The organism is Parafrankia sp. FMc2 (assembly GCF_041008525.1).
Taxonomy (GTDB): domain Bacteria; phylum Actinomycetota; class Actinomycetes; order Frankiales; family Frankiaceae; genus Parafrankia.
Window position 1 is genome coordinate 1 of sequence record NZ_JBFLUG010000014.1, and the last position, 14,053, is coordinate 14,053.

Consider the following 14,053-nt stretch of genomic DNA (forward strand, 5'->3'; position numbering starts at 1 on the left):
CCCCGGCGCCGGCGCCGGCCCCCGCCCCCGCCCCGCCGGCGCCCGCCCCGTCGGCGCCCGGTGCGCCCGCCATCGTCTACCGCTCCGTCATCCAGGGCTCTGTCATCAACAGGTCGTCTACGGCTCGATGATGTTGAAGCTCGGATCGCCGGGGTCGAGGACACCGAGCAGCTGCCGCAGCGTGCCTTCGTCGCCGTCGAGGGAGAGCCCGGCCGCGCGGGCGGCGGCGACGTCGCCCGAGGCCAGGGGGGCCAGGGCTGGTCGCGGCACCGTCAGGGTCAGCGAGACGTCGCCCGACCCCGCCCGCACGTAGGTGAACACGCCGTTGACCAGGGTGGTGCGAAAATCCGACCCGTGGTCGGGGAACACCCAGCGGAGCGCCAGTTCGAGATCCCAGGCCTGCGGTCCGTTCACCTGGACGGCGAGCGCGTCGAAGAACATCTCCGGTGGCAGCTGTGCGAGCACGTCGGGGGAGTTGGACTCGGTCGGTGTGCCGAAGCCGCCCTCGCGCAGCTCCCGCGCACCGGACAGGTAGGAGTTTCGCCAGGTGCCGTTCTCGCAGCCGAAACCGAGCTTCTCCAGGACGTCGGCGAGCAGGGCGCGGGCTTCCTTGTACTCGGGCTCGGCGAACACGACGTGGTCGAGGACCTGTGCCGCCCACCGCAGGTCACCCTCGTCCGCCGACCGCTGCGCCTTCTCGACGACGGCGTCGGCGCCGCCCATGAAGTCCACGTAGCGGCGCGCGGCCTCTTCCGGCGGGTGCTGCCACAGCCGGGCGGGATTGCCGTCGTACCAGCCCATGTAGCGCTGGTAGATCGCCTTGACGTTGTGGCTGATCGATCCGTAGTAGCCGTGCGTGTGCCAGGCGCGCTGCAGCGCGGGCGGCAGTGTGAGCACCTCGCCGATCTCGGCGCCGGTGTGCCCCTTGTTGATCAGTCGGACGGTCTGGTCGTGCTGGTAGGCATACAGGTCGCGCTGGAGCCGCAGGAACTCGACGACGTTGTCCGCGCCCCAGGTGGGCCAGTGATGGGAGGCGAAGACGACGTCGGCGCCGGCCGCGAACGTCTCGATCGCCTCGGTCAGATAGCGCGCCCAGGCGTGCGGGTCCCGCACCAGCGCCCCGCGCAGCGTCAGCACGTTGTGCAGCGTGTGGGTGGCGTTCTCGGCGACGCACAGCGCCCGATGCTCCGGAAACAGGAAGTGCATCTCGGCCGGCGCCTCGGAGTTCGGTGCCAGCTGGAACACCATCCGGACCCCGTCGACGGTCATCTCCTGGCCCGACCGCGTGATGTCGACCGTGGGCGCGATCAGGCTGATCGTCCCGGTCGAGGTCGTCTGCCCCAACCCGGCCCCGACCCCGCCGCGGGGACCGCGCGCGAGCGCGGCGCCGTAGATGTACCCGGCCCGGCGGGCCATCGCCGTTCCCGCGTAGACGTTCTCCGAGATCGCATGCTCCAGAAACCCCGCCGGCGCGATCACCGGCACCCGGCCGGCGTCGACCTCCTCCTGGGCTACGACGCCCTTCACCCCGCCGAAGTGGTCCGCGTGACTGTGCGTGTAGATCACGGCCGTGACCGGTCGTTTCCCGCGCTGGGACCGGTACAGCTCCAGTGCGGCCCGCGCCGTCTCCACCGACAGCAGCGGGTCGATCACGATGACGCCGTCGGCACCCTCGACGAAGGTGATGTTCGACAGGTCCAGACCGCGCACCTGGTAGATGCCGGGAACCACTTCGAAAAGGCCCTGCTTCGCGACCAGTGACAACTGCCGCCAAAGGCTGCGACTCACCGAATCCGGGCCATCGCCGGTCAGAAAGGAGGCATACGAATCGTTGTCCCACACGACCGTGCCGTCGTCGTCCCTGACGGTCGCCGGTTCCAGGGTCGCCAGCAGCCCCCGCTCCGCGTCGGCGAAGTCCCGTCGGTCCTCGAAAGGAAAGAACGCATCGCCCATGCCGCGCCTCCAGGAATCGCGCCTCACCGCTGGGCGGATCCTGCGCCGCCGAACCGACGCCGGCAACCGGACACCAGACACCGGACACCGGGCACCGGGCACCGCCGCGGCTGCTCCCGGGCGGTCAGAAATGGACGAGTGCGGATGGGGGAGGCTGCGGTGGAGCGAGAAAGCGGCGGGCCCCGTCCGACACCGGTGCGCGGACATAGCCGGCGAACCCGTCGAGCAGAGTCGTGACGAAGAGGCCGAAGGGCATGACCTCGTCACCGGCTGCCCTGGCGCGCTCCCGCTCGGCCGCGGCGTTCAGGGTGAATGCCTGGATCTGACCGATGCGCACGGTCCGGACGGGTTCCTCCACCTCGGGCAGCAACCGGCGCATGTCGGCGAGGAACTCCTCCTGCGCCTGCGTGACCTCCCGCTGGCGGGGGAGGACGTCCCGCCATCTGCCCCCGCGGTTCAGCTGGTCCAGAAAGGAGACGTAGTGGTTGTCGGGCGACTCGGCGAGCTCGATGACCGGCAGCAGGTGCGCCTCGAGTCGCTGGCGCAGGTCGTCGGGGTCCAGCCGCGCACGGAGCAGGGCCCGGCGCTGCGCGAGGTCCGCCACCCGGTGGGCGACGATCGCCTCGACCAGCCCCTCCTTCGCACCGAAGTGGTAGTGGACGGCGGAACTGTTCGCCGACCCGGCCTCGCTGGCGATCTGGCGCAGCGACACTCCGGCGAGCCCGTGTTCGGCGAACAACCGCTCGGCAGTGATCATCAACTGCCGGGCGGTCGCTGTCGCGGTGGACGGCTGGGGTCGTGTCACGTCTGCATCGTCTGCCATCGCAGCGCGGCGTCGTGCAGCGCCTCGCCCTTGGCGAAGCCGTAGTAGGCGCTGAACTGCAGGATGACCTCCTGCATCTCGTCCCAGGTCACATCACCAGTCTCCAGCGCCGAGCCGACATGTGCGGCGATCGGTCCCACGGCGTCGGACAACCCGACGCACGGCACGGTCACGAGGCGGCGGTCTCGGCGGCTGAGTGCCGGCCGCTGCCAGACATGACCGAAGACGAACCCGAGGATGCCGGCGAAGAAGTACGGCGAGTCGGGCGGCGGTGCCGGTACGGCGTTGACGGCGGCGAACTCCGCCTGGCCACGGCGGATCCGCTCCGCGTGGTCGGTCGTCCCGAGATCCTCGTAGGGCAGCGCCGGAAAGGCGGGTGCCTCCTCGCCGCGCTCGGTGTGCAGGCGCGCCCACTGCCGGCGGACGATGCCCTCCAGCTGCGACGCCTTCGGCCAGCCGCAGTAGACCGCGAAGTGCAGGGTGATCTCGTTCAGCTGCTCGATCGTGAGATCGCCGCTGCCCAGTGCGGCGTAGATGTGGTCCTCGATCGGTTTCACGGCATCCGCGGCGGCCACGCAGGCGAGGGAGACGATCCGCCGGTCGCGGATGCCGAGCCCCGGCCGGCTCCACACCTGGTCGAACAGGAAGTCCCGGCTGGCCCGCTCGAAGGGCGTTTCGGCGGCGGGCGGCACCACGGCCATCACGGTGCGGTAGATGTCGTCGGCGGTCATGCTGCGTCCTCCGGGTGGTGGGCGCCGCGGTGGAACGCGGGCGGCGCCTGCTCTGCGGCGTGGGCGTCCTGCTCGGCGATGCGGGCGTTCAGATAGGCGTCCAGGTCCGCCGCCCGCTCCACGAGCTCGGCCTGGATGGCGGGAACCGTCAGAACGAGGAACCTGCGCTGTGCCACCGCCTCGGCGGTGAGCTCCCCGACCTTCTCGGCCGAGACAATCGCGTGCGCCGGCGCACGGGGGGAGGACGAGGCCTGCCCGTACACGGTGATCTGCTCGGAGATGTTGGTCATGACCCCGGACGGGCACACACACGTCACGCCGATTCCCCGCGGGCCGAGATAGAGCGCGAGCGCCTCCGACATTCCGACGACGGCATGTTTGCTCGCCACGTAGGGAAGCCGGTCGAATCCGTACGCCAGCAGACCGGACGCGGACGCCGTGTTCACGACGTGCCCGCTGCCCTGCTTCAGCAGCAGCGGCAGGAAGACCCGGTTGCTGCGCGCGATGCTGAGCAGGTTGACGTCGAGCACCTTCTCCCAGGCCTCGTCCGGAAGCGATTCCGGCGCCCCCAGGGCGAGGACGCCCGCGTTGTTCATCACGACATCCACCCGCCCGAACTCGCGCAGCGCGGTGTCGCGCAGCGCCACGAAATCCTCGGCGCGGGTCACGTCAACGGTGATGCCGGCCGCCTGCCCACCCGCTGACCGGATCTCGGCCGCGACGGTCTTGGCCCGCCTGCCGACGAGGTCGCTCACCACGACCCGGGCGCCGCGGCCGGCGAAGGAGAGCGCGGCGGCGCGGCCGATCCCGCTGCCGCCGCCGGTGATGACCGCGACAGTGCCGGCGAAGTCGAAGGAATCCACCGGAACGGTGCGATCAGTACTCATGGCCGACTCCTCAGTATCAATGCGATAGTCTTAGCATCTAATGTATTTGATTGCAAGTTACGGCACGTGAATTACCAGAGGCCTGCGGGGCCTCCGAGTCGGCCCTGCGGAACATCGCCTGCCGCGGCCGAAGGGTGAGTGGTCGGCGGGCAGGCGATGGGCGGGCGAGCGGCCGGCGGCCGCTGCCGGGGAGCCGGATGATCAGCTCGACGCGGCGGCCGAAGCGCTGGCCCTCGGGGTCGGGCGTGCCGCCGCCGGTGGCGTCGCCCGGACTCCGCTGGGCGTCCGGGGGCAGGGGCGACTCGGACGGGTCCCGGTGCGGCATCCCGCGCGCGGACGTCCCTGATCGACGGCCGACAAACGGCGGATCACGCTGGGGTGCAACGCATTCCTGTCGAGGGGCCTCCGATGGTTCTTCGCGTCGCCGGTCAGACATGCCAGCTCCCCGCCTGCGGCCTGATGTGCCTGGTCACCCGGCGCGGAAGAGGGGGAGTCGTTAGTTATACTCGGTTGAAAATTGAAACGGGGACATTGCACCGGTGCGCCGCCGGCCCTGCAGGGGTCGGCAGGGCTGTATCCCGGTTGGGTGCGATGCCGAACCGGTCGTGGCCGCTGCGGCTGCCGCGGTGCCGCCGGCTGCCCTGACCTGCATCGGAGACCTGCGGGCCAACGGGTTCGGCGGCCGTGGAAATGCCTCTGGCGGGGTGGTCCGTCTCGTGCGCCGTAATCCCTGATCCCGTCGGTCTTTGTTTGGCTTCCATGGAGGAACACGTGCGTTCAGGTAGATCGGCGGGGCTGTTAGGGCTGGTGGTCGCAGTTCTTGTGGCTGTCGTCGCCAGCTGCACCGCGACATCGGCAGACAAAGGCGCGACGGCGGTATGCGACGCACCCGGAGTGACACCCGACAAGGTGAATCTCGGCATGGTGCTCTCTGATACCGGCGTGGGCAGCGCGACGTTCTCCTCGGCCCGCTCCGGCGCCGCCGCCAGGATCGGGCTGGCCAACGCGGAGGGGGGTGTGCACGGCCGGACGATCTCCTATGAGTGGCATGACGACGCGAGCTCGCCCTCGCAGAACGCGCGTGTCACCGAGGATCTCGTCAGGGGCGGAGACGTCCTCGGCCTCATGCTGGTGAGCACCGGTGTCGGTGATTCGCTGCAGGCACTGGCCGCGGAGAAGGTGCCCGTGGTCGGTCTCGGGCTGCCGTCCTGGAGCCGGTTCCCCAACATGTTCTCCAACATGTACGAGGCGTCTCCGGTGACCGTGGGCCAGTACGTCCGGGCCAGCGGTGGCAGGAAGGTCGGCATCGTCGCCACCGGGACGTCGGCCGCCGTGACGGAGAACCTCGGGCGCTACCGGGCGGCCTTCGAGTCGGTCGGCCTCGCGCTGACCGACACCATTCCCTTCGCGAGCACCGACAACCCGAGCGGGGTCGTCCAGCAGCTGGCGGTCGCCGGTGCCGACTCGCTGGTCAGCTTCACGACACCCGACGATCTTGCGCGGATCGTGCAGGCGGCTCAGGCCGCGAACCTGGGACTCGCACCCACCGTCTCGTTCGCCGGGTACGACCAGAGCCTGCTGCCCGTTCTGGGTACGGCGCTCGCCGGGGTCTCGTTCCCCGTGTACACCCGCCCGTTCGAAGCCGGCGGCACCGCTCTCGACCGCTACCGCACCGCCATGGCCCGCTTTGCCCCGGAGGTCGTCCATCCGGACCAGCAGTTCGCCCTGCAGGCCTACATCTACACCGACATGTTCCTGCGTGGGCTCGAACTGGCCGGTGCGTGCCCGACCAGAGACGGTTTCATCCAGGCACTGCGCAAGGTGTCCGACTACGACGCGGGTGGGCTGATCGAACCTGTCAACCTGAGCACCAACCCCACCCAGCCACTCAGCTGCTACGCCTTCGTCCGGATCAACGCCGGCGGCACCGATTTCGAGGTCAACCGCCAGCATGTCTGCGCCGACGGGACAAGCAGCTGACGCCGCGCCCGCGCCCGTCTGAGCGGCGGGCCCGCGCCCGTCTGAGAGCCGGACCATCAGACCGCAGGCTGTGCGACAGCCGACAGGTCGGGTATCGCACAGCAGGGCAGGCTTCGGGCGGGTCTCGTCCTGGCCTAGGTTCGACTGGTCGAGAGGAACCAGATCATGTCGGACCGTCGGGGCCCCACCGCCTGGGTTCTGCTGGTGCATCGTCCTGCCGCTGTCACCGCGCTGGCGCTCGCGGCGGCGCTCGCGCTGCTGACCGCCGGCTGCCAGCCCGGCGCCGGCGCCGGCTCGGTCGCGGGCGCGGAGCCGAACCCTGCGCTGACACTCGCCGGGTCGGACGCGACCGCCCAGGTCGGCGGCCCGACCGACCCGGGCGGATCCTCGGGGCAGGCCGGGTCGTCGAGTGGTGGCGGGCCGCCGGCCGCCGGCGGTGGACCGCCGGCCGGTCCGTCGCCGCGGCCCTCGGGCGCCGCGTCGCCCGAGGCGGCCCCCGTGGGGACCGCGGCGCGGGCTGACTGCCACCGGGTCGGCGGCTTCGACGTGTGCGGGCCGATCTACGAGCGGTACGCCCAGGCCGGCGGCCCGACCGGAGCGCTGGGCCGTCCCGTCGACGAGGCGACGGCGGCCAACGGCGGTACCTCCCAGCGCTTCGAGCACGGCGCGGTGGCCGCCAGCCCGTCGACCGGCACCCGCCTCGTGGCGGCGTCCGCCGCCGATGCCTGGGAGGACACCGGTGGGGGAGATGGTCCCCTCGGCTACCCGCTGCTCGACCCGCGCCCCGCCGTCGGTGCGGACAGCGTCAGCTACTTCCAGGGTGGTGCCGTGTTCGTCACCGGCGGCGACGCCGACGTGCACGAGGCACCCGGCGGGGAGGAGCCCGAGGTCGACGTTCCCAGCGTGTACGGGCTCCCGCTGGCGGACTTCACCGTCGTCTGGCGGGACCGGGCCGCCGACTCGCCGGCCGGTGACCTGGTGTGGACGACCGACGGGTGCAGCGGACCGACACCGCCCGCGGTGGACACCCTGTTCGCCGACGCCTGCCTGCGCCACGACTTCGGCTACCGCAACTACCTGAACGGCCCGCGGGTCGACCCCACCCAGCAGCGCCGGCTCGCCGTCGACAACCAGTTCCTCGCCGACCTGCGCGCGACCTGCGGGACGGCGGGCGAGCCACAGGTGGACTGGTTCGGGGTGATGATGCCGTGCCAGCGTGCCGCCCAGGTGATGTACGACGCGGTGCGGGCCTTCGGCTAGCCAGCCGCTGCCACGGCGACCGGGGTGGTGGGGCAGCCGTACCTCACATGTAGAACGCTATCCCGATCGCAAAACCGATCACCGTGCCGGCGATCGCCACGAACGTCGCCATCTTCCCGCGGCTGCTGTGCTTGCTCCAGGCCACCGCACCGCACACGATGCCGGCGATTCCGGCGAGCGGGAAAAGTAGACCGAGCGCGCCCAGGACGAATCCCAGAATCCACAGCGTGCGCACACCGGACGTCTCACCGACCGGGGCCGGGCTGTACGGATACGGCGCGCGGCCGTACTGGGCCTGGTCCTGCCCGCCTTCCGGGTACGGCATATAACCGGCCTGGTCAGCCGGGGCCTGCGGGTACGTCTCATACGGGGCCGGGCCACCGGTGCCGGGCCCGGCGCGACCCGCGGGGTTCTGGCCGGCCTCGTTCGGCGGCAGATAGGGATTGTCGCCCGTGACCTGAGGATCTTCGGTGCGGTGCACCGGCGTCGGCTTCGTCATTGCGACTCCGTTTCTCGACTCGTCCGTTCTCTGCCGGTTCCTGCCGGCTCGGGCTGACGTGATCGATCGTCGCAACGCTTCTACCCGCTTTACCGCCGTACTCACCCACGAACATGCATCCGTGGAAGATGTCCGCCGCGCCGTGCCGCGCCGCGCCGTGCCGCGCCGCGCCGTGCCGCTGTGCGTCTGTGCTGCCTCAGGGCCCGGCCGTCCAGAGGGCGGCGTGGGTGCCTCCCGACGGGAGACCGGCGCTGCCGCCGATCGTGCCCGACGCACTGACGGCGGCCGGAGTGGCGTCCGGGCCGCCGAGGGCGGCCAGCGGGGTGAGCTTCCCGGCGCGCCACAGGAAGCCGCGGGTCAGGTACGGGTTGCCCGGGCCGGTCGAACCTGTGGCCGTGGCGATGACCTGCCCCCGGTTGTTCACGTCGACCGCCTCGGCAGCGAGGCCGGTGAGGCCGAGCGGGGTGGTCGGCCGACCGGCCGACCAGACGAAGGCGTCCTGCCGGCCTCCCGTGTCGGTCGACGTCCCGGTAACCAGGCCCAGGTCGTTCAGGGCCGTCGCCCGGGAGTAGTCCCCGCCCAGTGTTCCCAGATCGGTCATCGTGCCGGCGCTCCAGAAGAAGGCGTGGGTCCGCCCGTCGGCGCGGACGCTCTGCCCGGCGACCTGGCCGCGCGCGTTGAGGGCGGTGACCTGCGTCGAGTCGCCGCCGAGCGACCCGAGGCCGGTGATCCGGCCGTCGGCCCACAGGAACCCGCTGGGGAGGCCGTAGACGGGGCCTCCCTCGCCGGCCCTGGTGCCGGCGACCTGCCCAAACTCGTTCACGTGCAGGCTCGCGTTGGCGAGGCTGGGGACCACGCCGAGATCGCGGGCCGCACGCCCGTCGGCGCCGGACAGGTAGGCCCGGACGACCGGCTCCGGCCCGTCCAGCTCGGCGGAGATGGCCACCACCTGCCCACGGTCGTTGATGTCGGCCGGGATGACCGTGTCCCCGGGAACGGGCAGCACGGCCGCTGTTCCGCGTTCCCAGCGGACGGCGACCGGTGCTCCGGAGGCGGACTGCCCATGCCCGATGACCTGGCCGCGGTTGTTCAGGCCGATCGGCTCGATCGGTCGTCCGTCATAGGTCAGCGGTGTGAGACGGCCGCGGGCCCACAGATACGAGGGGGAATCCGGGCCAGTCGCGACGAGTGCCTGGCCGACGTCGTTGACAGCGACCACACGGCTGTCGCCGGCCCACTGCGGGGTGAGATCCCGCGCAGTCAGCGGGACGGCCGGTGGGTCGCCGGCGGCCTCGGCCGGTGCGGCGAGCGGAACCACCGTGGCGGCGGCGAGAAAGGAAACGGCCACGCGGATCCGCTGGCGGATCGACACGGGCGACGGTGCTGCAGGCATCGGCCTGGTGACCCCTCGTCGGCGTGGATATGGCGGGTGCCCCCGGCCCGGCCGGTCATTACCGCCCGGCTGTGGTGCCGTCGATATTTTTTGTTGAATTCTCCTGTTCCGGTCACTGCTTTGCCACGCCCTACGCGGGTGAGGATATTGCCGTGGGTCAACGGCGTCAACGGCCGGCCCGTAAAACAAAGCTACTGGTTGAGTTGTCGGTGTGCGTGCTAAAAAGCACGCGGGATGACATTGGGCGACCGCCAGACATGTCCTGGTGTCGCCGGAGCAGGATCACCGAAAATGGGAGAGTGGCATGTCCGAGGTGTCGTCAGACTTATCCGGGACCGCCGGCCAGAAATCCTCCTCCGGGTTGAGTCGGCGGACGTTCATCGGCGCCGCGGGCGCCGGCGCGGCCGCGTTCGGCGGCCTCGTGGCCGGTGCCTCACCGGCGCGTGCGGTGACGAACACCGAGGTGAACGCCCGGGCCGTGGTCGTCGGCACCGGCTTCGGCGGTGGCGTGACCGCACTGCGCCTCGCCAGGGCCGGGGTGCCGACCCTCGTTCTCGAACGAGGGCTGCGCTGGCCCACCGGGCCGAACGCGAACACCTTCGCCACCGTCGCGAACCTCGACAACCGGTCGGCCTGGCTCTCCCCGAAACCACCGTTGCCGAGCCTGGCAAGCCTCGTTCCGGGCGCCGACCAGACCTGGCCCCTCCACACCGGGGTCATCGAGGTCATCAAGGGCAACAACATGACCGTCAACTGTGGTGCCTGCGTCGGCGGCGGTTCGGTCATGTACCACGGCATGACCCTGCAGCCCACCAGGTCCGACTTCAACCGGTCGATGCCGCTGGCCGCCGGCATGTACGACGAGCTCAACGCCACGTGGTACCCCACCGTGGCGTCGATGCTCGGAATCTCCACCGTCCCCGACGACATCCTCAACGTGGCCCCGTACACGTCGTCCAGAATCTTCCTGGACGTCGCGCCCCGGACCGGCCTGCGGACGTTCAAGGTGCCGCTTCCCGTCGACTGGAGCTTCGTCCGCGGAGAGCTCAACGGCACCTACAAGAAGGCCTACACGAACAGCGACATCGCCTTCGGCGTGAACAACGGAGGAAAGCACTCGATCGACGTCACCTATCTCGCCGCCGCGGAGGCCACCGGCAGGGTGACCGTGCAGACGCTGCACATCGTGCGGGACGTCTCCCTCGGCGCCAACGGCACATGGGTCCTTTCCGTCGACCGTATCGACACTGCCGGCAACGTCCAGGAACACAAGACCATCACCACCGACGCGGTCTTCCTCAACGCCGGCTCGCCCGGAACGACCCGGCTGCTCGTCAAGGCGAAGGCCAAGAACCTCATCCCGAACCTGCCGGACTCCATCGGTACCCAGTGGGGCAACAACGGCGACCGCATCTACGAGTGGATCGGGATGCTGCGCAACCCGGGCGCCACCCAGGGCGGCCCCGCCTGCGTCGGTGCCACCGACCCGATCAGCCCGATTCCGCTCCGGATCATTCACGCCGGTGCGCCACCCCTGATCGCCGGCATCCAGCGACTGATGACCGTCGTCGGCTTCGGCATCGTTCCCCCGGTCGGCACGTGGACCTACGACGCGGCGAAGGACGACGCCGTCCTGAACTGGCCGATCGGCGCCGACGCCGCCCTCCAGGTGCTGATCGCGGCGCGGATGGCCGGGCTGGCGCTGGCCGGCGGCGGAATCATGATCGACACGAACCTGACCGAGAACTCGACCTGGCACGCCCTCGGTGGCGTCCCCATGGGATCGGCCACCGACCTCTACGGCCGTGTCCGGGGCCACCGCGGTCTGTACGTTCTCGACGGCGCCCGCATCCCCGGCTCGACCGGTGCCTGCAACCCGTCCATGACGATCGCCGCGCTGGCCGAGCACAGCATGGCCAGGATCGTTCCCCAGGACGTGGGCACGGTCTTCTGACAGGCCCCTGACCGACCGCTCGGGCGGACGCCGGCCTTGGCCGGCCAGCCGAATCGCCGGCTGGCCGGTTGGCCGGCTCGGCCGGGCACCCACGGGCCCCGCTTTGTCTTCAAGTGATGTCATCGTATGCTGACATTGCTTGACGACAAAGATCGGGAGGCGCGGTGCGTGGGAGACGGGGCATCAACCAGGCGGCGCCGGCCAGGTCAGGCCTACCGGGCCAGGCGAGCCCGGGCCTCCTGCTCGGCGTCCTCGTCTACTGCGGACTCGTGATCGCGGTCATCGGGACGCTCGGCACGCCCCTGATCCCGACGATCGCGACCGACCTGCACGTCTCGCTCGCGGACGCCCAGTGGCTGCTCACCCTGACGCTGCTGATCGGGGCCGCCACCACCCCGCTGATCGGGCGGCTCGGCGACGGGCCACACCGGCGCACCGTCCTGCTGGCCGGCCTGGGAGCTGTGGGAGCGGGCTCCGTCCTCGCGGCCACCGCGGCCAGCTTCGTGCAGCTGCTCGTCGGGCGGGGCCTCATGGGCATCGGCATGGGCCTGATGCCGCTGGCGCTGGCGATCGCCCGCGACCTGCTGCCGCCGAGCCGGGTCGGCCCGGGGATCGCGGCCCTGTCCATCACGGTCGCGACCGGGGCCGGGCTCGGCTACCCCCTCAGCGGTCTGATCGCGGACACGTTCGACTACCACGCGGGGTTCTGGATGGCGGCCGGACTGGCGGGCGCGGCGATGGCGGCGGTGGTCGCCGTCGTGCCGGGGCGGGCGAGCGCCCGGCCCGCATCCGGGCGGCTCGACCTGCGCGGCGCGTTGCTGTTCGCCGCCGCGCTCAGCCCGCTGCTCCTCGCGCTGAGCGAGGGACGGGCCTGGGGCTGGACGTCGCCGGGAGTGGTGGCGCTCCTCGTGGTCGGCGTCGCCTGCGGGGTCGGCTGGGCCCTGGTCGAGCTGCGGACGGCGAACCCGCTGGTCGAGCTGAGGTACCTCAGGGCCCGGCCGGTGCTCGTGGCCGACGTGTGCGCGGCGCTCGCCGGCTTCGGCATGTTCAACGCGATGACCCTGATCAACCGGCTCGCGCAGGCCCCGACATCGACCGGCTACGGCTTCGGGGCGTCGCCCGCGGTGCTCGGCCTGGTGATCCTGCCCCTGTCCGCGGGAACAGTGCTGGCCAGCCGCTGGTCGCGCTGGCTGGGGCCACGCACCGGCGGTGGCCGGGGACTGCTGGTGACCGGTCTGCTCGCGGTGGCCCTCGCCCAGTTCGGCCTCGCCGTCCGCCACGACCACCTCGTCGAGCTGGGCGCGGCCACGTTCCTGTTCGGGGTCGGCATCGGGCTCGCCTTCGCGGCGATGCCCGCACTCATCATCGGATCCGTCCCACTGCAGGAGACGGGCAGCGCCACGAGCTTCAACCAGGTCCTGCGGACGGCTGGCGGCTCGGTGGGCAGCGCGCTCGGAGCGGCCATGCTCGCCGCGCACACCCCGGCCGGCTCGTCCCAGCCCGGCGAGAGCGGCTACACGCTGGCGTTCGGCCTGGCCGGCGGGGTCTGCGCGCTGGCCGTGCTCGCGGCACTGGCCCTGCCGGCCTCGCCACGTGACGGTGAGCAGGCCGCGGGCCCCGCGACCATCCCCGCTGCCCGGCTGGCGGAGCTGGCGACACCGCGGGAGGAGCCGGTGGGCACCGCCGCCTCGCGACCCACGATGGCGGATGATGTCGAGCCATGAACACCACCCGCCGGCGCGACGCGGCGCGGAGCCGCCAGGCGCTGCTCGCCGCAGCGGCCGACCTGTTCGCCGAGCGTGGCTACGCCGGCACCGCCATCCGGTCGGTCGGCGACCGTGCCGGCGTCGACCCGGCCCTCATCGCCCGGTACTTCGGCGGTAAGGAAGGGCTGTACCAGGCGGTTCTCGCCGCCGATCCGCTCATCGGACAGACCGGTCCGGTTTCCGGCGGCCCGAACAGCGGCGATGGGAACGACGGCGACACGAACCACGATGCTGGCCCGAACCACGATGACCCGAACCACGATGACCCGAACCGCGGCGCGAACCGCGGCGCGAACCGCGGCGGCCCGGCCACTGACGCCGCGGGCAGCGGCGGCTCCGCCGGCGAGGGGCAGGCGGAACCCCCGGCGCGGTCCGCGGCCGGCGCCGCGTCGGCTGGCCGCGGGTCGGCCGCGGCGAGCGAGACACCGGCCGACCCGGCGGCAGCGGTGCGCGCCCTGGTGGGCCGGGCGCTGGACAGGTGGACAGCGAGCGGTGTGAGCGCCGCGGCCCAGAACGTCTTCCGCCGCGAGGTGGACGCTGCCGCACGGGCAGCGACCCGCGAACGGCTCGACACCGTTCGCCTACCGCTGGGCGAGATGGCGGCAACGCCCGACCCGGAGCTGGCAGCCGAGCTCGCCGTCGCCCTGCTCTTCGGGGTGGGAGTCGCCCGGGACGCCGGAACCCTCACCCGACTCGCCAGGGCTTCCGCCGACGACCTTCGCGAGCCACTGACCGCCGCGCTTCTCGCCGCGCTGGGGATAGCCGAACCGTCCCAGCCCTGACGCAGGCCCTCCGTCAGACATCGCA

Annotated in this window: 11 protein-coding genes; 5 read left to right on the forward strand and 6 right to left on the reverse strand. The window is 71.5% G+C overall.

Annotated elements, in window-relative coordinates:
- Positions 1-117: 117 nt before the first annotated feature.
- The 4 genes from AB1460_RS07560 to AB1460_RS07575 form a co-directional block, all read right to left on the reverse strand.
- Complete coding sequence (locus AB1460_RS07560) at positions 118-1,953, reverse strand: alkyl/aryl-sulfatase (protein WP_368959888.1); 1,836 nt, start codon at positions 1,951-1,953, stop codon at positions 118-120.
- 124 nt (positions 1,954-2,077) lie between these two features.
- Positions 2,078-2,758, reverse strand: a complete 681-nt coding sequence (locus tag AB1460_RS07565) for a TetR/AcrR family transcriptional regulator (protein ID WP_368959889.1) — start codon at positions 2,756-2,758, stop codon at positions 2,078-2,080.
- The gene (locus AB1460_RS07570; RefSeq protein ID WP_368959890.1) at positions 2,755-3,507 is read right to left on the reverse strand and encodes a carboxymuconolactone decarboxylase family protein; all 753 of its coding nucleotides are present in this window, start codon (positions 3,505-3,507) and stop codon (positions 2,755-2,757) included. The genes AB1460_RS07565 and AB1460_RS07570 overlap by 4 nt, the downstream gene beginning before the upstream one ends.
- Positions 3,504-4,394 carry an SDR family oxidoreductase gene (locus AB1460_RS07575; protein WP_368959891.1) on the reverse strand — a complete coding sequence of 297 codons (891 nt, stop codon included), beginning with the start codon at positions 4,392-4,394 and terminating at the stop codon, positions 3,504-3,506. Before AB1460_RS07575 ends, AB1460_RS07570 begins: the two co-directional genes overlap by 4 nt.
- 921 nt (positions 4,395-5,315) lie before the next feature.
- Between AB1460_RS07575 and AB1460_RS07580 the strand changes: the two genes are divergently transcribed.
- Both AB1460_RS07580 and AB1460_RS07585 read left to right on the forward strand, forming a co-directional pair.
- Complete coding sequence (locus tag AB1460_RS07580) at positions 5,316-6,374, forward strand: ABC transporter substrate-binding protein (protein WP_368959892.1); 1,059 nt, start codon at positions 5,316-5,318, stop codon at positions 6,372-6,374.
- 165 nt (positions 6,375-6,539) lie between these two features.
- The gene (locus tag AB1460_RS07585) at positions 6,540-7,634 is read left to right on the forward strand and encodes a phospholipase A2 (protein WP_368959893.1); all 1,095 of its coding nucleotides are present in this window, start codon (positions 6,540-6,542) and stop codon (positions 7,632-7,634) included.
- A gap of 43 nt (positions 7,635-7,677) precedes the next feature.
- Here the strand turns inward: AB1460_RS07585 and AB1460_RS07590 are convergent, their stop codons facing one another.
- Together AB1460_RS07590 and AB1460_RS07595 are read right to left on the reverse strand one after the other, a co-directional pair.
- A complete protein-coding gene (locus AB1460_RS07590) occupies positions 7,678-8,133 on the reverse strand; it encodes a DUF4190 domain-containing protein (protein WP_368959894.1) in 456 nt (151 codons plus the stop codon).
- Between the two features lie 196 nt (positions 8,134-8,329).
- The gene (locus AB1460_RS07595; RefSeq protein WP_368959895.1) at positions 8,330-9,481 is read right to left on the reverse strand and encodes a hypothetical protein; all 1,152 of its coding nucleotides are present in this window, start codon (positions 9,479-9,481) and stop codon (positions 8,330-8,332) included.
- Positions 9,482-9,830: 349 nt separating this feature from the next.
- Between AB1460_RS07595 and AB1460_RS07600 the strand changes: the two genes are divergently transcribed.
- From AB1460_RS07600 to AB1460_RS07610, 3 genes are all read left to right on the forward strand, one after another.
- The gene (locus AB1460_RS07600; RefSeq protein ID WP_368959896.1) at positions 9,831-11,480 is read left to right on the forward strand and encodes a GMC oxidoreductase; all 1,650 of its coding nucleotides are present in this window, start codon (positions 9,831-9,833) and stop codon (positions 11,478-11,480) included.
- A 164-nt stretch (positions 11,481-11,644) separates the two neighbouring features.
- Positions 11,645-13,204, forward strand: a complete 1,560-nt coding sequence (locus AB1460_RS07605) for an MFS transporter (protein WP_368959897.1) — start codon at positions 11,645-11,647, stop codon at positions 13,202-13,204.
- On the forward strand, positions 13,201-14,028 hold the full coding sequence (locus AB1460_RS07610; protein ID WP_368959898.1) for a helix-turn-helix domain-containing protein: 828 nt from the start codon (positions 13,201-13,203) through the stop codon (positions 14,026-14,028). Before AB1460_RS07605 ends, AB1460_RS07610 begins: the two co-directional genes overlap by 4 nt.
- The last annotated feature ends 25 nt before the right edge of the window (positions 14,029-14,053 follow it).

Excerpts from the sequence above, each read along its gene's own strand:
- AB1460_RS07580 (WP_368959892.1), top strand. The coding sequence starts at position 5,316 with ATGGTGCTCTCTGATACCGGCGTGGGCAGCGCGACGTTCTCCTCGGCC.
- AB1460_RS07570 (WP_368959890.1), bottom strand. The coding sequence starts at position 3,507 with ATGACCGCCGACGACATCTACCGCACCGTGATGGCCGTGGTGCCGCCC.
- AB1460_RS07610 (WP_368959898.1), top strand. The coding sequence starts at position 13,201 with ATGAACACCACCCGCCGGCGCGACGCGGCGCGGAGCCGCCAGGCGCTG.
- AB1460_RS07560 (WP_368959888.1), bottom strand. The coding sequence starts at position 1,953 with ATGGGCGATGCGTTCTTTCCTTTCGAGGACCGACGGGACTTCGCCGAC.
- AB1460_RS07575 (WP_368959891.1), bottom strand. The coding sequence starts at position 4,394 with ATGAGTACTGATCGCACCGTTCCGGTGGATTCCTTCGACTTCGCCGGC.
- AB1460_RS07600 (WP_368959896.1), top strand. The coding sequence starts at position 9,831 with ATGTCCGAGGTGTCGTCAGACTTATCCGGGACCGCCGGCCAGAAATCC.
- AB1460_RS07585 (WP_368959893.1), top strand. The coding sequence starts at position 6,540 with ATGTCGGACCGTCGGGGCCCCACCGCCTGGGTTCTGCTGGTGCATCGT.
- AB1460_RS07590 (WP_368959894.1), bottom strand. The coding sequence starts at position 8,133 with ATGACGAAGCCGACGCCGGTGCACCGCACCGAAGATCCTCAGGTCACG.